Source organism: Pseudomonas sp. G7(2022) (assembly GCF_052660475.1).
This window is the reverse complement of sequence record NZ_CP109659.1, coordinates 3,409,845-3,428,503: the sequence shown is the minus strand read 5'-3', so window position 1 is coordinate 3,428,503 and position 18,659 is coordinate 3,409,845. Positions and strand designations below refer to the sequence as shown.

The following is an 18,659-nucleotide window of genomic DNA, read 5'->3' as shown; positions in this document are numbered from 1 at the left end:
ATGCACCTGCTCAGGACCCAGCCCGGCGGTTTCGTGTCGGATGACAACATTGCCGACCTGGGACAAACCCCCGCCGAGTTGGTGATCCTGTGCAGCGGCGATTCCAGCCTGGCGCTGCTCGCCGAAGCGGCGCAGCAACTGCCCGAGGATTACCCGAGCGTGCGCCTGGCCAACCCGATGCAGGTGCAGAACCATGCGTCGGTCGACCTCTATGTCGATGAGGTGCTGCGCCACGCCAAGGTCATTCTGATCTCGCTGCACGGCGGCATTGCTTATTGGCGCTATGGCGTCGAGCGACTGGTCGAGTTGTCCGAGCGTGGCGTGCAGGTGATTCTGGTGCCGGGCGATGACCGTCCCGACCCGGAGCTCAGTGACTTGAGCACCGTAGGCGCCGAGGATCGTGACCGGCTCTGGCAGTTCCTGCGTCAGGGCGGCATGGGCAATGCGCTGGATTTCTTCCGCTGTCTGGCCAATCGCTGGCTGTCGCGGGACTATGCTTGGGGCGAGCCGCAAACGCTGCCGCGCACGGCGATTTATCACCCGAACAAAAACACCGCCGCACTGAGTGACTGGCAAGCCGATTGGCGGCCTGGTCAACCGGTGGCGGCGGTGTTGTTTTATCGCTCGCATTTGCAAGCGGCGAACACGGCGTTTATCGACGTGTTCTGCCAACGGCTTCAGGCGGCCGGTCTCAATCCGCTGCCGATCGCCGTGGCCAGTTTGAAAGAGCCCGGCTGCCTGTCGGTGGTCGAGGACTGGCTGGATGAGGTCGAAGCCTCGGTGATTTTGAATACCACCGGTTTCGCCCAGTCCAGCCCGGAAGCGCCGCATCTGCGCCCGTTCCGTCGCAACATACCGGTGATTCAGGCGATCTGCGCCCAGGACAACGAGCCCGGCTGGCGCGACAGCGAGCAGGGCCTCGGTCCGCGGGATCTGGCGATGCACATCGCGTTGCCTGAGCTCGACGGTCGGATCATCAGCCGGCCGATCAGCTTCAAGGATCTGGCCTGGCGCAGCGAGCGCAGTCAGTCCGACGTGGTGTGTTATCGGGCCCAGCCCGAGCGCATGGATTTCGTGGCTGAACTGGCGCGGCGCTGGGTCGATCTGGCGCGGGTGCCGAACGCTGAAAAGCGCATCGCCCTGATCCTCGCCAACTACCCGACCCGGGACGGACGCATCGGCAACGGCGTCGGCCTCGACACGCCAACCGCCGCGCTGAATATCCTGCGGGCGTTGCAAGCCGAAGGTTACCCGTTGCCGGCCGACCTGCCGGACAGCGGCACCGAACTGATCCGGCAACTGCTCGGCGGCGTCAGCAACGATCTCGATACCTTGGATCAGCGCCCGTGCCAGCAAAGCCTGGCGATGAATGATTACCTGGCGATGTTCAACGCACTGCCCGAAGTCAATCGAACAGCGGTGCTGGAGCGTTGGGGGCCGCCGCAAAATGATCCGATGTGCCGTGACGGGCGGATGATGATTGCCGGTCTGCGTTTTGGCCTGACTTTCGTCGGCATTCAACCGGCGCGGGGTTATCAGGTCGATCCGAGCGCGGTGTATCACGATCCGGATCTGTTGCCGCCGCACGCGTACCTCGCGTTCTATTTCTGGCTGCGCCAGACCTACGGCGCTCACGGCGTGATCCACGTCGGCAAGCACGGCAACCTCGAATGGCTGCCGGGCAAGGGCGTGGGTCTGTCGGAGAATTGCTGGCCGGACGCGCTGCTCGGGCCGCTGCCGAATATCTATCCGTTCATCGTCAACGACCCTGGCGAGGGCGCCCAGGCCAAGCGTCGCACTCAGGCGGTGATCATCGATCATCTGATGCCGCCGCTGACCCGTGCCGAAACCTACGGCCCGTTGCGCAATCTGGAACTGTTGGCGGACGAGTATTACGAAGCACAGTTGCTCGATCCGCGCCGCGCCCGGGAATTGCAGCGCGACATTCTGCAACTGGTGCGTGACACGCAGATCGATCGCGAACTGCAACTGGATGCCGCCCTCGACAGTGATGCCGACGCGGCGATCTGGCTGCCGCGTCTGGATACCTATCTGTGTGACTTGAAGGAGTCGCAGATCCGCGATGGTCTGCACATCTTCGGTGAGTCGCCGACCGGGCGTTTGCGTATTGATACCTTGCTCGCGTTGCTGCGCATCCCGCGTGGCGATGGCAAAGGGGCGCAGTCGAGTCTGTTGCGGGCGTTGGCCAAAGCGTTTCAGTTGGGGTTCGATCCGCTGGATTGCGCACTGGCTGATCCCTGGGCCGGCCCGCGTCCAATGGAGTTGCTGTCGGTCAGCGACGAGGTCTGGCGCACGGCGGGGGATACCCGCGAGCGTCTGGAGCTGTTCGCGGCGCAATTGATTGAGCAGACACTCAACCAAAATCAAGCCTTGCACAATACCTGTGGGAGCGGGCTTGCCCGCGAAGGCGTCGTGTCAGTCAATATCCCTTTCACTGACATACCGCTTTCGTCGGATCGCCGCCCGGGGACAAGCCCGCTCCCACAGGGACCGCGCTGGGTTGAAGTCGGTGCAATCCTCGACAACCTGCGCGAAGTGATTGCCCCACGCCTCGATGCCTGCGGCCCGGCCGAAATGCACGGCTTGCTCGACGCGTTGAGCGGCCGATTCGTCCCGGCCGGCCCGAGCGGCGCGCCGAGTCGCGGTCGCCTTGACGTGTTGCCCACTGGCCGCAATTTCTATTCGGTGGACGTGCGCAACCTGCCGACCACCACGGCCTGGCGAATCGGTTTCCAGTCGGCCACGCTGATTCTGGAGCGACACCTGCAGGATCACGGCGACCACCTGCGTCAGCTCGGTTTGTCGGTCTGGGGCACCGCGACCATGCGCACCGGCGGTGACGACATCGCACAGGCCATGGCGCTGATGGGCGTGCGCCCGGTGTGGGCCACGGGCAGTCAGCGGGTCGATGATTTCGAGATTCTGCCGCTGAGCCTGCTCGACCGGCCTCGGGTCGATGTCACGCTGCGGGTCTCCGGATTTTTCCGCGATGCGTTCGCCAACCTGATCCGCCTGTTCGATGCCGCCGTACAAGCCGTGGCGGAACTGGACGAGCCGGACGACCTCAATCCGCTGGCCGCCAAAGTCCGCGCCGAACGTGAGGCGCTGCGCCAGTCGGGGCTGGATGAGGAGGCTGCCCGGCGTCAGGCCGGCTGGCGGATCTTCGGTGCCAAACCCGGCGCTTATGGCGCAGGTGTGCAGGGCGCTATCGATGGTCGCCTCTGGCAAACTCGCGAGGATCTGGCCGAGGTCTACCTGAACTGGGGCGCCTACGCTTACGGCGGTTCCGATGAAGGCACCGCCGCTCGCGAGCAATTTGTCCAGCGCCTCAGCCAGGTGCAGGCCGTGCTGCAAAATCAGGACAACCGCGAGCATGACCTGCTCGACTCCAACGACTATTACCAGTTCCAGGGCGGCATGCTCGCTGCCGTGGAAAGCCTGCGCGGCGAAGCGGCGGCCAGTTATCACGGCGACCACAGTCAGCCGGATCTGCCGAAGATCCGTACGCTGAAAGAAGAACTGAACCGTGTGATTCGCTCCCGAGCGGCGAATCCGAAATGGATCGACGGCGTCAAACGCCACGGCTATAAAGGCGCCTTCGAATTGGCGGCGACGGTCGACAACCTGTTTGCCTTCGACGCCACCACGCAATTGATCGACGATCACCAGTACGCGTTGCTGGCCGATGCCTATCTGCTGGACCCGGCGACCCGCGAGTTCGTGCGCGAGCATAATCCCCACGCACTGCGCGACATGACCGAGCGCATGCTCGAAGCGCAGCAGCGCGGGATGTGGCAGGAACCCGGTGCTTACAAGGAAGCGCTGGAGAATCTGCTGCTGGATATAGAAGAAGAGAGCTGAGACTGAACATGACTGACATCCCGCATTTCCCGCTCTCTGCCGTGGTCGGCGCCGAGGATCTGAAGCTCGCGTTGTACCTGACGGCCATCGACCCGAAAATCGGCGGCGTGCTGATCGAAGGCCCCCGCGGCATGGCCAAGTCGACTCTGGCCCGGGGCCTTGCGGATTTGCTGGCCAGCGGTCAGTTCGTCACCTTGCCGTTGGGGGCGACGGAAGAGCGGCTGGTTGGCACGCTGGATCTGGACGCGGCGTTGAGCGACGGTCGCGCGCAGTTTTCTCCGGGCGTACTGGCCAAGGCTGACGGCGGTGTGTTGTATGTCGATGAAGTGAATCTGCTGCCGGATCATCTGGTGGACTTGTTGCTCGATGTCGCCGCCAGCGGCACCAACCTGATCGAGCGCGACGGAATTTCCCATCGGCATTCGGCGAAGTTCGTGCTGATCGGCACGATGAACCCGGAAGAAGGCGAACTGCGCCCGCAATTGCTCGATCGCTTTGGTCTGAACGTCGCCCTGAGCGGTCACACGGCGCCGGTCGAGCGCGGGCAGATCATTCGCCGTCGGCTGGATTTCGACAGCGACCCGCGGGCTTTCTGCGGGCAGTGGGAAACCGAGCAACACGCCCTGCGCGAGCGTTGCGAAAACGCTCGCAATGCGTTGGCAAACATTCCTCTTGACGATCAAGCGCTGGCACAGATTACCGAGCGTTGCTTTGCGGCAGGCGTTGACGGTTTGCGTGCCGATCTGGTCTGGCTGCGTGCCGCCCGGGCGCATGCGGCCTGGCGTGGGGCCGAAGCCATCGGCGAGCAGGACATCGATGCCGTCGCTGAATTTGCCTTGCGTCATCGTCGCCGGGAACAGTCTTCGTCCAATGCACAACCACCGGCTCAATCGCCATCCGGCACTCAGCTCGAGCCGAGTGAAGGGCAGGGGCAATGGGGTGAAATGCCGGCGCCGGCCCTCACCACCGGTGTGCGCCGCGAAGTCCCGACCTGGCCGCCACACCTACAAAAAAAGCCTTAGGCATTCGCCCCCGATCCGACGCGGGGGCGAATGCCAGACCTCGCGCCGGGCGCCTCGATAACGGTCGACAGGGCAAACGTCATGCCGCTCGCAGCGGTTCGGTGAACTGGCCGGGAACATTGCTCAATGGCCGCCCGAAAGTGCGCGCGGATCTGTTGTTTCAACTGCGCACCCGCAGCCCCCATGAATTGTGGTTGGTGATCGTCGATGCCTCGGCCTCGACCCGACGTCATCAAGCATTGAGCGATGCCAAAGGCGTGCTCGCGCAATTGTTCGATGATGCTTACCGGCAACGGGCGCGGCTCGCCTTGCTGACTGCCAGTGGCGCGGCGCCGAAATGGCAGGTGCAGGGTTTGAAAGCTTCCAGCGGACTGCGTGTGTGGCTCGATGACTTGGGAGCGGGAGGCGGCACGCCATTGCTGGCGGCGCTGAACGAGGCCGAGCACTGGCTGACGGTACGCCGCAAGCGGTTCCCGGCCGAACAACAGCGTCTACTGGTATTGACCGATGGGCGCTTGAAAGAATGGTCGGGGTTGCCGGTGCTGGCCTGTCCGGGCCTGTTGATCGATATCGAACGCGGGCCGATCAGGCTGGGCAGGGCGAAGCAGTTGGCGACTGCACTGGAAGCGGATTACCGGCATATCGACGACCTGCTGTCTGTCTGAGGTCTATGCTGCATCCAGCCCACATCACAAGGAGTGAATCATGCGCGTACTGGTTGCCAATCCTCAGGACGATTTTCGCGTAAAGGCTTACGCCGGCACCAACGGCGTGCTGCTGGCAATGGATCTTGCCGAACCCCGCCGCAAAGGCCTGCTGGGGTTTGCCATCGAGAAGCAGCAGGGCGACAGGCCGTGGCAGTTTCTGTTCAACAGCCTGACCTTTCCCGGCAAGGAACACACCTTCGCGCAGTTTCACGCCACGCCCAGTGACATCGCGCCGCTGCAGAAATTTCGCTGGGCCGATTACGCGGTCAATCCGGGCACAACCATGCATTACCGCGTGCACCTGGCCTACGGCACTGCCGACGCGCCGGTGCTTGGGGAGTCGCTGGAACTGAGCATTACCTCGGATGACGGACACCCGACCAACCAGAGCGTGATCTTCAACCGCGCCGTGGCTGCCAGTCAGGCGTTCCAGCGCAAGTTTCCCGATCTCGATGCACAGATCAGCGCCAACAAGAACATGCCCATCGAAGCCTGGCCCGACGCTGCGCGGCAATGGCTGGAAAACGGCCTGCTCGGACGTTTGCAGGGCTTTATCGAGCGAGCCGTCGACGGGCAATGGGCGCTGGACATTGCGATTTACGAGTATCAACTGCAAGCCATCATCGACACGGTGAACGCGGCGTTTGATCGCGGTGTGCAGGTGCGGGTGCTGTATCACGCCAAGCCCGGTGACGAAGACACCACGATGAACGAGGCCAGCCTTGCCAAGCTGCCGGAAGCCAACAAGCGCGGCCGGGTGACCCACGACATTTTCCATGACAAGTTCATCGTCCTCAGTCGCATCGCTGGCGGTGAGCGGCAGCCCCAGGCCGTGCTGTGCGGTAGCACCAATTTCACCGCCAACGGCGTGTATCGCCAGGCCAACGTGGTCCATGTGCTGGACGACACGGTCATTGCAGCCAGCTACCTGCAGACGTTCGAGCAGGTCTGGGCGACGCCGGCGGATGTCGGTGCCGCCCGGGACTGGATCACCCAGCACAACCCGATGAACCCGGCGCAACCGCTGTTTGCCGGGTTCTCGCCGCGCAGTGGTGGTGCCGATCTGCGCGAGTTCGTCGACATCATTAACGCGGCGAGGAAAGACGTGCTGTTCGTCACGGCATTCGCCTTGCCCGACGCGATTCTCAACGCATTGCTCGGTCAGCCTCACGACGACATCCTGCGTTACGGCCTGCAAAACACGGTCAGCCGCATCACCGGGTTTCACGCTGACCGAACCGCTGAGTTCGCCGCCACCGCGCTGCTCAACACCGGGCTGGAAGGCTGGCTGAAAGAGAACATGAAAGGCCAGAAGGGCAACCTGCTGGTGCACACCAAGGCGATCGTCACCGACTTCACCAGCGACAGCCCGACCATCATCAGCGGCAGCCACAACCTCAGCACCTCGGCCAGCAACGGTAATGACGAGAACTACCTGATCATTCGCGGCGACACCGAACTGGCGGACCGTTACGGCCTTGAGCTGCTGCGCTTCTACGAGCATTACCGCTTCCGCTATTTCGCGAAAAAACTGGCGTTGAAGCAGGTGCAGCCGCTGGCGGCGAATGACAGCTGGACCAACGACTATTACGTCGAAGGGGATTTGCGTCAGCTGTCTCGCCTGCGGTTTGCCGGACGCTAGGGTTTATACATCCATTGCCTGACGGTACTGCCGGGTGCGGCGACTGAGATACAACCGGTCGCGAATCAGCGCCCAGAGTGCCGACACTTCGGGATGCGGCTGGCGACCCCGGCTCAGGCGGGCCATCTGGAAACGCACCACGGCCATGTTCGCCAGTGCGGCCAGCGGTTTGCGTTTCCAGCGGATCGGCGGCAGTTGTGGTTCGCTGTGGCGGCCTTCGCGCCAGTGTTTGACCAGACTCGGTTCGATGGCCAGCGCAGTGGCGATGCCGGCCATGGCGATACCGCTGTCGAGCACTTGTTCGACGATGGGCAGGCGCCGGATACCGCCGGTGACCATCACTGGCATGCGGGCCACTCTGGCCAGTTCACTGGCCATCTCCAGAAAGAACGCCTCACGGGCCAGGGTGCGTCCGTCGCGGGCTTCGCCTTGCATCGCCGGCGCTTCGTAGCTGCCACCGGACAGCTCGAGCAGGTCGATTGGCTGTTCGTTGAGCCATTCGATCACCTGACGCGCGTCGTCCGTGTCGAAGCCGCCGCGCTGGAAATCCGCGGAGTTGAGTTTCACCGCCACGCAAAACTGTGGTGAAACGGCCTGACGCACAGCCTCGATCACCGACAGCAGCAGGCGCGCACGGTTTTCCAGCGAACCCCCCCAGCGGTCGGTGCGGCGATTGGTCAGCGGCGAGAGAAACTGGCTCAGCAGATAGCCGTGGGCAGCGTGAATCTGCACGCCGGTGAATCCGGCTTTTTCGGCGAGCGCGGCGCTTTTGGCAAAACGTTGAATGACTTCTTCGATGTCGTCCTCGGTCATTGGCTTGGGCTCGGCGAACAGCTTCGAGAACGAGCCCATTTCCAATGCCACCGCCGACGGCGCCAGCGCTTGCTGGCCCATGTTGGCGAAGGTCTGGCGGCCGGGATGGTTGAGCTGAACCCAGACTTGTGCACCTCCACTGCGGGCGATTTCGGCCCATTGACGGAAACGGTCCAGATGCCGCTCGTCTTCGAGCACCACGCCACCAGGGCCGGTCATGGCGCGGCGGTCGATCATGACATTACCGGTCAGCAGCAAGCCGGCGCCGCCGTCGGCCCAGGCTTGATACAGGCGAAACAGTTCGCGGGAGGGAGCCTGGTCACGATCGGCGAGGTTTTCTTCCATGGCGGCTTTGGCGATACGGTTGCCGACGGTCTGACCGTTGGGCAGTTTCAAAATCTGGAAGGGCGACATTGCTTGACTCCTCATCAGTGATGGAGAAAGGCTAAGCTTAAAGTCAACTTTAATGTCAAGCAGGCAAATCGAGGCTGAAATGAAAATCGGTGAATTGGCGCAACGGAGCGGGCTGAGCGCTTCGAGCATTCGCTTCTACGAGGCCCAGGGCCTGATTCCGAAAGTGGAGCGGCTGGGCAATGGCTACCGGCGTTACCCGCCGCAAGTGCTGCAAACCCTGAACATTATCCGCAGTGCCCAGCAGGCCGGATTTTCCCTGGAAGAACTCAAGCAGTTGCTGCCAGCCGCCGGAACCGGCGAATTCAAGCACGAAGAATTGGTGGAAGGCCTGACGCGCAAGGTCGAGCAGATCGAAGTCATGCAGCAGCATCTGGCCCAAAGCAAGGCGCGGCTGCTGGAGGTGATCGACAGTATTCAATCCAGGCCCGAAGGCATGAGTTGCGGTGCGAATGCCGAACGGGTTCTCGCCGCGATCTACCCGGAATCCTGAGGCGACGGCGAAGGCGTACAGATTTTGAAATGATTTCCAGCTGTAGGAAAAGTCATCTGAGCCTGTACGCTTCAAGGCCTTTTTTCATTCAGGATTTGCATGAATACCCTCTCGGAGCCTCCCAGTTCTACTCAAAGAACAACGTTCCCTTCGCGCCATGGCGCGGTCTTGACGCACTCGCAGCATCCAGTCTTCCGACTCCCGACTATCGTTGATGGCGCAGCCTTTGAGCTTTCGCGCCGCACTTTGCCGTGCCCGGCAGCCTGAAATCACTGAAGAGAGATAGAGACAGAATATGGAATGGTTAGCGGATCCCACGGCGTGGCTGGGCTTGTTGACACTGATCGTGCTGGAACTGGTGCTGGGTATCGACAACCTGGTGTTCATCGCGATCCTGGCGGACAAGCTGCCGCCGCATCAGCGCGATCGTGCGCGAATCATCGGCTTGAGCCTGGCGCTGATCATGCGTCTTGGCCTGCTGGCGAGTATTTCCTGGCTGGTCACCCTCACGGCACCGTTGTTCGAAGTGTTCGGCAAGAGCTTCTCCGGCCGTGACCTGATCATGCTATTCGGTGGCGTGTTCCTGTTGTTCAAGGCGACCATGGAACTGCACGAACGGCTTGAGGGCCACGTCGGCGAGCGTTCGACCAACACCGCTTATGCGCTGTTCTGGCCCATCGTGGCGCAGATTGTCGTGCTCGATGCGGTGTTCTCCCTCGATGCGGTGATTACTGCCGTGGGCATGGTCGATGAACTGGCGGTGATGATGATTGCGGTGATCATTTCCATCGGCCTGATGATCGTTGCCAGCAAGCCGCTGACCCGCTTCGTCAACGCACACCCGACAGTGATCATGCTGTGCCTGGGCTTCCTGATGATGATCGGTTTCGCCCTGACTGCCGAAGGCCTGGGTTTCCACATCCCGAAAGGTTATCTGTACGCCGCGATTGGTTTCTCGATCCTGATCGAGGTGTTCAACCAGATCGCCCGTGCTCGCCGCAAGCGCTCGATGCAAGGCTTGCGCCCGATGCGTGAGCGTACGGCGCACGCGGTGATGCGTCTGTTGGGTGGCCGTAAACTGGCGGTGGAAGAGGTGGGCGAGGAGATTTCCGACTTGCTGGACGATGGTCAGGCGCCAAGCGCGGAGCTGTTCGACCGTCGCGAACGGGTGATGATCAGCGGCGTGCTGCAACTGGCCGAGCGGTCAATCCGCACACTGATGACCGTCCGTGCGGATGTCGATCACATTGATCTGGCGGACGACGCTGCGGCGATTCGTACGCGACTGATGCATTCGTCCTACTCTCGTCTGCCGTTGATTCGCAACGGTGCGGTGGATGAGCCGTTGGGCTTCGTTCACAAAAAGGAGCTGCTCAAGGAGTATCTGGCCGGCAACGAGCCGAACCTTGAACACCTGGTGCGCAAGACCGTCAATCTGCTGGACAGCTATTCGATCCTCAATGCGTTGGAGCAAATGCGTGCGGCGTCGACCCACATCGCGTTTGTGGTCAACGAATTCGGTGACTTCGTCGGCGTATTGACCATGACCGACATTCTCGAATCGATTGCCGGTGAACTGCCGGACGCCAGTGAAATCGCCGGCCCCGATGTGGTCGAGGAGCAGGGCGGGTTCATCGTCAACGGTGCGTTGAACCTGACCCGCATCCGCGAACACACCGGTTTTTGCGCCGAGCCGACCGAGGATTACCAGACCTTGGCCGGGCTGGTGATGAGCCTGCTGGATCGCCTGCCGATGAAAGGTGATCGACTGGAGCATGAAGGCTGGGGCATGACCGTGATGGCGGTCGAAGAGCGTCGCGTGACGCGGGTGTTGCTGGTGCGTGAGGCCTGACGGCACTTTCAGGAAAGGTTCCACCGTTTTGCGCGGTGGACGGTGCAGAGGGTGCGGAGGGTGTGACGCAGCCAGTTCAGGTCATGGGCCGATTTGCGCGGTACAGCGAAGTGTCGGGTTTTGCCGAGGAATTGGGTGAAGTCTTGAAGGAGGGATTCTTTCGAACCGATGCCTTTCAGTTTTTTGACCAGAACGCCTTCCTTGTAGAGCAACACCGTCGGGGTGCTCGTGACATCCGGATGTCGACACGACTGTGCGGTATCGAGCATGAAGATATCCATCCATGACCGAAAGGGCTTGGCGATCTCGAGAAAAACCGGGCCGGAAGACACGCAGGCACCGCAGTGCTCGTTGAAGAAATACAGGACGACGAGGCGCCGGGCTTTCAAGACCTTCCGGTACGTCGGAGGCAATGCTGAATATCGAGTCGGTGTCGTCATCGGAACCTCCTTTATTCGATGTGCTGGACAGTACGACGTTAGGGGAGTCGCGACCGTTGCCGCAACTGTCAGAGTTGACAGGTGCAGCCCGCGCCCAATCGTGCATCGCGCACCAGAATGTGGCCCGGATACCCGCCATGTGTGGCGCAAAGTAGCGAAGTGATTAATCAATGTTCGTTGCAGCGTTTCGCAGGTTTCTTCCATCCCTTTGATTCAAAACACAATTCAATCCTTTGCAGATTCCCCTTGAATCCTGTGGCACACTTTCTGCTGTCTATTCCGTAGTAACAAACCGAGTTCCGGTATAGCGGAATAAACAACTTCCTGGAGTGCTTGCCATGCATCGCCGACCTTCCTTGTTCAAAGCGTGTGTTTTTGTTCTCGCGGCTTCGTCCGCTGTCATGGGTATGGCCCAGGCGGCCGACAGCAAGCTCGACAGCGTCCTGGCCCGTGGAAAACTGATTGTGGGCACCGGCAGCACCAATGCGCCGTGGCACTTCCAGGGCGCGGACGGCAAGTTGCAGGGCTTTGATATCGACATCGCCCGGATGGTGGCCAAAGGTCTGTTCAATGACCCGAGCAAGGTCGAGTTCGTGGTGCAGTCGTCCGATGCGCGGATTCCCAACCTGCTGACCGACAAGGTCGACATGAGCTGCCAGTTCATCACCGTCACCGCCAGCCGTGCGCAGCAAGTGGCGTTCACCTTGCCTTACTATCGCGAGGGCGTCGGTCTGCTGCTGCCGAACAACAGCAAGTACAAGGAAATCGAAGACTTGCAGGCCGCCGGCGACAGCGTGACCGTCGCGGTGCTGCAGAACGTGTACGCCGAAGAGCTGGTGCATCAGGCACTGCCCAAGGCCAAGGTCGATCAGTACGACAGCGTCGATCTGATGTATCAGGCAGTGAATTCCGGCCGCGCCGATGCTGCCGCCACTGACCAGTCATCGGTCAAATACCTGATGGTGCAGAACCCTGGCCGCTACCGCAGCCCGACCTACGCCTGGAGCCCGCAGACCTACGCGTGCGCCGTCAAACGCGGCGATCAGGACTGGCTGAACTTCGTCAACACCACCCTGCATGAAGCCATGACCGGCGTTGAATTCCCGACCTACGCCGCGTCGTTCAAGCAATGGTTCGGCGTGGATCTGCCATCGCCCGCCATCGGTTTCCCTGTCGAATTCAAATGATCCCGTGAGAGCGGGGCGCCCTGATGCGCCCCGCTCAAGGTACTGCCGACCATGAACTATCAGTTGAACTTTGCCGCCGTGTGGCGCGATTTCGACACCTTGCTGGCGGGGCTCGGTCTGGGCCTGGAACTGGCGCTGGTGTCGATCGCCATCGGCTGCGTGATCGGCCTGCTGATGGCGTTTGCCTTGCTGTCCAGGCATCGCGCCTTGCGGGTGCTGGCATCGGTGTATGTGACGGTGATCCGTAACACGCCGATTCTGGTGTTGATTCTGTTGATCTACTTTGCGTTGCCGAGCCTGGGGATCCGGCTGGACAAGATCCCGTCGTTCATCATCACCCTGTCGCTGTATGCCGGGGCCTACCTGACCGAAGTGTTCCGCGGTGGCCTTTTGAGCATTCCCAAGGGCCAGCGTGAAGCGGGGCTGGCCATTGGTCTGGGCGAGTGGCAGGTGAAGGCCTACGTCACCGTGCCGGTGATGTTGCGCAACGTGCTGCCGGCGCTGTCGAACAACTTCATTTCGCTGTTCAAGGACACCTCGCTGGCCGCTGCGATTGCGGTGCCCGAGCTGACCTATTACGCGCGCAAGATCAACGTCGAAAGCTACCGGGTGATCGAAACCTGGCTGGTGACCACGGCGTTGTATGTCGCGGCCTGTTACCTCATTGCCATGCTGCTGCGTTACCTGGAGCAGCGTCTGGCAATTCGCCGATAGGAGGCTGCGATGTACGAATCCCCCAGTTGGTTGCATGAGTTGTGGATTGCCCGCGAAGCCTTGTGGCAAGGCTTTCTGACCAGCGTGCAGGTGTCGGCGCTGGCCATTCTGTTCGGCACGGTCATCGGTGTGTTTGCCGGTCTCGTACTGACCTACGGCAAGTTCTGGATGCGCGCCCCGTTCCGCTTTTACGTCGACCTGATTCGCGGCACCCCGGTGTTCGTGCTGGTGCTGGCCTGCTTCTACATGGCGCCGGCGCTCGGCTGGCAGATCAGCGCATTTCAGGCGGGTGCCTTGGGTCTGACGCTGTTTTGCGGCTCCCACGTCGCCGAGATTGTGCGCGGCGCATTGCAGGCGTTGCCACGCGGGCAGATGGAAGCCAGCAAAGCCATCGGCCTGACGTTCTATCAGTCCCTCGGTTACGTGCTGTTGCCTCAGGCGCTGCGGCAGATCCTGCCGACCTGGGTCAACTCGTCCACGGAAATCGTCAAGGCCTCGACCTTGCTGTCGGTGATCGGCGTGGCCGAGCTGTTGCTCAGCACCCAGCAAATCATCGCCCGGACGTTCATGACCCTGGAGTTTTACCTGTTCGCCGGTTTTCTGTTCTTCGTCATCAACTACGGCATCGAATTACTCGGCCGGCACATTGAAAAGCGGGTGGCCCTGCCATGACTCAAGCTCAAGTTTCCAACGTCCAGAACGCTCAGCCCTTGCTGGACATCCGTGGCCTCCATAAACAATACGGCACGGTCGAAGTGCTCAAGGGCGTCGATCTGAGCATGCAGCGCGGCAACGTGGTGACACTGATCGGCTCCAGCGGCTCGGGCAAGACCACGCTGCTGCGCTGCGTGAACATGCTCGAGGAGTTCCAGGGCGGGCAGATCCTGCTCGACGGTGAATCCATCGGCTATGACGAACTCAACGGCAAGCGCGTGCGCCACCCGGAAAAAGTCATCGCCCGTCATCGGGCAATGACCGGCATGGCGTTCCAGCAATTCAACCTGTTCCCGCACCTCACCGCGTTGCAAAACGTCACGCTCGGCCTGCTGAAAGTCAAAAAGATGCACAAGGACGAAGCCGTGGTCCTGGCCGAGAAATGGCTGGAGCGGGTCGGTCTGCTGGAGCGGCGCAATCACTTTCCCGGTCAGTTGTCCGGCGGTCAGCAGCAGCGCGTGGCGATTGCCCGAGCGATTGCGATGAACCCGAGCCTGATGCTGTTCGACGAAGTCACCTCGGCCCTCGACCCGGAGCTGGTCGGCGAAGTGCTGAACGTGATCAAGGGCCTGGCCGAGGACGGCATGACCATGTTGCTGGTGACCCACGAAATGCGTTTTGCCTTCGAGGTCTCGGACAAGATCGTTTTCATGAATCAGGGGCGCATCGAAGAGCAGGGGCCTCCCAAGGAACTGTTCGAGCGTCCGCAATCGCCGCGGCTGGCGGAATTTCTCAAAAGCACGCGGTTCTGACTTTTCACTTTTTCAATCAGGAGAAACACCCATGAGCATTACTCGTTACGGCACCGGCAGCACCGCCGCTGGCGGCCAGCCTCGTCCATTCGCCCGCGCTGTCGAGGCCGATGGCTGGCTGCATGTTTCCGGGCAGGTGCCGGCGGTGGATGGCGAGATCATTGTGGGCGGTATCGTCGAGCAGACCCACCAGACCATGAAGAACCTGATCGCTATTCTCGAAGAGGCCGGTTATGGCCTGGAAGACGTGGTACGTGCCGGCGTGTGGCTGGACGATCCGCGGGATTTCAGCAGTTTCAACAAGGTCTTCGGCGAGTACTTCAAGCCTGAACACGCGCCGGCCCGGGCCTGTGTGCAGGCGAGCATGATGGTCGACTGCAAGGTCGAGATCGACTGCATTGCGTACAAGAAGAAGGCCTGAGAGATGTGGCGTTGCTGAGGCCGTAGCCCCCTCACCCTAGCCCTCTCCCCCAGGAGAGGGGACTGATCTCTATCGATGCAGATTGTTGTGTCAGACGATGGCATTTGCATCGATGCGATCAGGCTCCTTCTCCCCGTGGGAGAGGGCGGGGGGTGAGGGCTGCGATCCAACTGACACAACGCCAAGGGCCAGTTACCATCCCGGCATCTTTTATGGGAACCACAGAAATGACCGAAGACACCATCAAGCGCCGGGCACGCGGTCTGGACCGGGCGTTCGATATCCTCGATTTCCTCAAGGAAATCGGCCAGCCACTGCGTCCGAACGATATCGCCAACGGTATCGGCAGCCCGAAATCCACGGTCTACGAACTGGTGGCCTCGTTGCTCGAACGACGAATTCTGGAACCGGTGGGCAAGGACGGTCACGTCTATCTCGGTCGTCAGCTGTACTTCCTTGGCCAGGCGCATTTGCGTCATTTCGACCTCAGTCGCGAGGCCGATCACGCCTTGCAGGAGATCGTCAGCCAGACCCGGGAAACCGCGCAAATGTGCCTGCTCAACGGGCGCAAATACACGGTGGCGCTGATGAAGGAGGGCGAGCGGCATTTCCGCATTTCTTCCGATATCGGCGAAAACGCGCCGATCCCGTGGACCGCCTCCGGACGTCTGCTGCTGGCGCACTTGAGCGATCAGCAGATCAGCGACCTGATCGACCCCGACGACTTCATCCTGCCCGGTGGCGAACGCCTGCCGATGGAAACGTTTCTGGCGGAAATCCGTCAGGCCGGCATCGACGGTTTCTTCTCCTTCGACAGTGTTGCCGACACCTTCACCCATTGCTTCGCCGCCCCGGTCAAAGACCCTCAAGGCGTTGCCATCTGCACCCTGTGCATCGTCGCCCCGCGCGCCGATGCCAAGAACAATTACAACGACTATCGCCGGGTCTTGATCGAGAGCGCCAACAGCCTCGCCCGGCGAATCAACGAATAACCGCGCCTGCCTGCGGGCGCGACTGTGAGGAGTTCGACCATGACGACTGCCAACAACACTGCTGCCGTGGAAAAGGGCGATGCCGCCCTCGGCGCGCAACTGGTGCGTGACATCAGCCTGCCGGCGCTGGTGCTGCACCGCGAAGCGCTGGAGCACAACATCCGCTGGATGCAGAAATTCGTCAGCGACAGCGGCGCCGAACTCGCGCCCCACGGCAAGACCAGCATGACCCCGGCGCTGTTTCGTCGTCAGCTCGACGCTGGCGCCTGGGGCATCACCCTGGCCAGCGCCACCCAGACCCGCGCCGCTTACGCTCACGGCGTACGCCGGGTGCTGATGGCCAACCAACTGGTCGGCACGCCGAACATGGCGTTGATTGCCGATCTGCTGGCGGCCGATTCGGGCTTCGATTTCTATTGCATGGTTGATCACCCGGACAACGTCGCCGATCTGGGCGCTTACTTTGCGTCCCGTGGCGTGCGGCTGAACGTGATGATCGAGTACGGCGTGGTCGGAGGCCGTTGCGGTTGCCGCAGCGAACAGGAAGTCATCGAACTGGCCAAGGCCATCGGCGCGCAACCGGCGCTGGCCCTGACTGGCATCGAAGGTTATGAAGGCGTGATCCACGGCGATCATGCGGTCAGCGGTATCCGTGAATTTGCGGCCTCTTTGGTGCGACTGGCGGTGCAGTTGCAGGACAGCGGCGCGTTCGCCATCGCCAAACCGATCATCACCGCATCGGGTTCGGCGTGGTACGACCTGATCGCCGAATCGTTCGAAGCGCAAAACGCGGGCGGTCGTTTCCTCAGCGTGTTGCGCCCAGGCAGTTATGTGGCTCACGACCATGGCATCTATAAAGAGGCGCAGTGCTGCGTGCTCGACCGTCGCAGCGACCTGCACGAAGGCCTGCGCCCGGCGCTGGAAGTCTGGGCCCACGTGCAGTCGCTGCCGGAGCCGGGCTTTGCGGTGATTGCCCTGGGCAAGCGTGACGTGGCGTTCGATGCCGGGATGCCGGTGCCCTTGCTGCGTTACAAGGCCGGCGTGCTGCCAGCAGTGGGCGACGATGTCGGCGCCTGCAAGGTGACGGCGGTGATGGACCAGCACGCGTTCATGACCGTGGCACCGGGCGTGGAATTGCGCGTCGGCGACATTATTTCCTTCGGCACTTCGCACCCGTGCCTGACCTTTGACAAGTGGCGCGTTGGGCTGCTGGTGGATGAACAACTGTCGGTGATCGAAACCATGGAAACCTGTTTCTGATGAACATGCTCAGTGCCTTGGGTCCGAACACCCCGCGCATCGCTTTGATCGGCGAATGCATGATCGAACTCCAGCAACGTGCCGATGGCAGTCTGCAACAGAGCTTCGGCGGTGACACGCTGAACACGGCGGTCTATCTGGCCCGCGCCATGGGCGACAAGGCGCAGGTCGATTACGTGACTGCGCTGGGCGACGACAGCTTCAGTGACGCTATGTGCCGCAGTTGGGTCGATGAAAACATTGGCCTGGATCTGGTTCAGCGCTTGCCCGATCGCCTGCCGGGCCTGTATTGCATCCAGACCGATGCTGCCGGGGAGCGCCGCTTCCTTTACTGGCGTAACGAAGCCGCTGTGCGCGACTGCTTCACCACGCCGGCAGCCGCGCCGATTCTGGCCGCGCTGCCGGATTACGACGTGCTGTATTTCAGCGGCATCACGCTGGCGGTGCTCGGCGTTCAGGGTCGGGAGAGACTGATCGAGACCTTGATCCAAGCCCGCCAGCGTGACGCGCGGATCGTCTTCGACAACAACTATCGGCCACGCTTGTGGGCCTCGGTGGAGGATGCGCGGGCGGCGTATCGCAGCGTGTTGCCTCACGTCGATCTGGCGTTGCTGACGGTGGACGACGAGCAGGCGCTGTTCCATTTCGAGGACTGTGATGCGGTGTTTGCAGCGTACGCGCAGATCGGCACGCCGGAAGTGGTGCTCAAGCGCGGGGCGGAAGCCTGTCTGATCCGTTGTGACGGGGAAGCGTTTGAAGTGCCGGCGCAGAAGGTCGAGAAGGTGGTAGATACCACGGCGGCGGGGGATTCGTTCAGTGCGGCTTATCTGGCGAGTCGTTTGCTTGGGGGTAGCCCGGCGGAAGCGGCGCAGGCCGGCCATCTGCTAGCGAGCCAGGTTATTCAAGTACCCGGAGCTCTGATTCCGAAGTAGTCGGTGACCGATTGCCGGGCAATCGGATCGCGAGCAGGCTCGCTCCCACAGTGATTGTGTGTCGCTCACGATTTTTTGTGGGAGCGAGCCTGCTCGCGATTGGCCCTGAAGCCAAATACTCAATCGCGGTAAAAAACCTGTACCAGGTGATAGCCGAATTTGCTCTTGATCGGCCCGTGCACCGTGCGCAGCGGTTTCTTGAAGATCACCGCGTCGATCGCGCCGACCATCTGCCCTGGCCGCACTTCACCCAGATCGCCGCCGCGCTTGCCGGACGGGCAGGTGGAAAATTTCTTGGCCAGCACATCGAACGCTTCACCGTTGGCGATGCGTTGTTTGAGTTTTTCAGCCTCATCGGCAGTCTTGACCAGAATGTGGCGGGCTTGGGCTTTCATCGTGCAATACCTGTAGCGGGGTGACGGCGG

Annotated in this window: 17 protein-coding genes; 14 read left to right on the top strand and 3 right to left on the bottom strand. The window is 61.6% G+C overall.

What is annotated here, in order from left to right; all coding sequences use genetic code 11:
• From cobN to NE357_RS15400, 4 genes are read left to right on the top strand one after another with little or no spacing between them, the layout of a single operon-like run.
• Positions 1-3,882: a cobaltochelatase subunit CobN gene (cobN, locus tag NE357_RS15415; protein WP_169430597.1), complete on the top strand. Its 3,882-nt coding sequence runs from the start codon at positions 1-3 to the stop codon at positions 3,880-3,882.
• An 8-nt stretch (positions 3,883-3,890) separates the two neighbouring features.
• The gene (locus NE357_RS15410; RefSeq protein ID WP_169430596.1) at positions 3,891-4,904 is read left to right on the top strand and encodes an ATP-binding protein; all 1,014 of its coding nucleotides are present in this window, start codon (positions 3,891-3,893) and stop codon (positions 4,902-4,904) included.
• Positions 4,874-5,569, top strand: a complete 696-nt coding sequence (locus NE357_RS15405) for a vWA domain-containing protein (RefSeq protein WP_249314443.1) — start codon at positions 4,874-4,876, stop codon at positions 5,567-5,569. The genes NE357_RS15410 and NE357_RS15405 overlap by 31 nt, the downstream gene beginning before the upstream one ends.
• A gap of 40 nt (positions 5,570-5,609) precedes the next feature.
• Positions 5,610-7,253 (top strand): phospholipase D-like domain-containing protein, encoded by a 1,644-nt coding sequence (locus NE357_RS15400; RefSeq protein ID WP_169430595.1) that lies wholly within the window; start codon positions 5,610-5,612, stop codon positions 7,251-7,253.
• Positions 7,254-7,256: 3 nt separating this feature from the next.
• Here the strand turns inward: NE357_RS15400 and NE357_RS15395 are convergent, their stop codons facing one another.
• Positions 7,257-8,480 carry an NADH:flavin oxidoreductase/NADH oxidase family protein gene (locus tag NE357_RS15395; protein ID WP_169430594.1) on the bottom strand — a complete coding sequence of 408 codons (1,224 nt, stop codon included), beginning with the start codon at positions 8,478-8,480 and terminating at the stop codon, positions 7,257-7,259.
• 79 nt (positions 8,481-8,559) lie between these two features.
• Between NE357_RS15395 and NE357_RS15390 the strand changes: the two genes are divergently transcribed.
• Together NE357_RS15390 and NE357_RS15385 are read left to right on the top strand one after the other, a co-directional pair.
• The gene (locus tag NE357_RS15390; protein WP_169430593.1) at positions 8,560-8,970 is read left to right on the top strand and encodes a MerR family transcriptional regulator; all 411 of its coding nucleotides are present in this window, start codon (positions 8,560-8,562) and stop codon (positions 8,968-8,970) included.
• A 295-nt stretch (positions 8,971-9,265) separates the two neighbouring features.
• Positions 9,266-10,822, top strand: a complete 1,557-nt coding sequence (locus tag NE357_RS15385) for a TerC family protein (RefSeq protein ID WP_169430592.1) — start codon at positions 9,266-9,268, stop codon at positions 10,820-10,822.
• Between the two features lie 8 nt (positions 10,823-10,830).
• On the opposite strand, the gene NE357_RS15380 is transcribed toward NE357_RS15385, so the two are convergent.
• Positions 10,831-11,262: a thioredoxin family protein gene (locus NE357_RS15380; protein WP_169430591.1), complete on the bottom strand. Its 432-nt coding sequence runs from the start codon at positions 11,260-11,262 to the stop codon at positions 10,831-10,833.
• A gap of 338 nt (positions 11,263-11,600) precedes the next feature.
• On the opposite strand from NE357_RS15380, the gene NE357_RS15375 reads away from it, so the two are divergent.
• The 8 genes from NE357_RS15375 to NE357_RS15340 all read left to right on the top strand — a co-directional run bounded on the left by NE357_RS15375 (position 11,601) and on the right by NE357_RS15340 (position 18,234).
• The gene (locus tag NE357_RS15375; protein WP_085695951.1) at positions 11,601-12,449 is read left to right on the top strand and encodes a transporter substrate-binding domain-containing protein; all 849 of its coding nucleotides are present in this window, start codon (positions 11,601-11,603) and stop codon (positions 12,447-12,449) included.
• Between the two features lie 51 nt (positions 12,450-12,500).
• Positions 12,501-13,163 (top strand): amino acid ABC transporter permease, encoded by a 663-nt coding sequence (locus NE357_RS15370; protein WP_007960243.1) that lies wholly within the window; start codon positions 12,501-12,503, stop codon positions 13,161-13,163.
• A 9-nt stretch (positions 13,164-13,172) separates the two neighbouring features.
• Positions 13,173-13,835: an amino acid ABC transporter permease gene (locus tag NE357_RS15365; RefSeq protein ID WP_065260531.1), complete on the top strand. Its 663-nt coding sequence runs from the start codon at positions 13,173-13,175 to the stop codon at positions 13,833-13,835.
• Complete coding sequence (locus NE357_RS15360; RefSeq protein ID WP_169430590.1) at positions 13,832-14,629, top strand: amino acid ABC transporter ATP-binding protein; 798 nt, start codon at positions 13,832-13,834, stop codon at positions 14,627-14,629. The genes NE357_RS15365 and NE357_RS15360 overlap by 4 nt, the downstream gene beginning before the upstream one ends.
• Positions 14,630-14,660: 31 nt before the next feature.
• Positions 14,661-15,050 carry a RidA family protein gene (locus tag NE357_RS15355; RefSeq protein WP_007912330.1) on the top strand — a complete coding sequence of 130 codons (390 nt, stop codon included), beginning with the start codon at positions 14,661-14,663 and terminating at the stop codon, positions 15,048-15,050.
• 227 nt (positions 15,051-15,277) lie between these two features.
• Positions 15,278-16,042, top strand: coding sequence for an IclR family transcriptional regulator (locus NE357_RS15350; RefSeq protein WP_085603279.1), 765 nt, complete (start codon positions 15,278-15,280; stop codon positions 16,040-16,042).
• 39 nt (positions 16,043-16,081) lie between these two features.
• A complete protein-coding gene (locus NE357_RS15345; protein WP_169430589.1) occupies positions 16,082-17,302 on the top strand; it encodes an amino acid deaminase in 1,221 nt (406 codons plus the stop codon).
• The gene (locus tag NE357_RS15340) at positions 17,302-18,234 is read left to right on the top strand and encodes a sugar kinase (protein WP_169430588.1); all 933 of its coding nucleotides are present in this window, start codon (positions 17,302-17,304) and stop codon (positions 18,232-18,234) included. The genes NE357_RS15345 and NE357_RS15340 overlap by 1 nt, the downstream gene beginning before the upstream one ends.
• Positions 18,235-18,353: 119 nt before the next feature.
• Here NE357_RS15340 and NE357_RS15335 read toward each other — a convergent pair whose 3' ends face one another.
• Positions 18,354-18,629: a peptidylprolyl isomerase gene (locus NE357_RS15335; RefSeq protein ID WP_169430587.1), complete on the bottom strand. Its 276-nt coding sequence runs from the start codon at positions 18,627-18,629 to the stop codon at positions 18,354-18,356.
• Positions 18,630-18,659 lie beyond the last annotated feature (30 nt).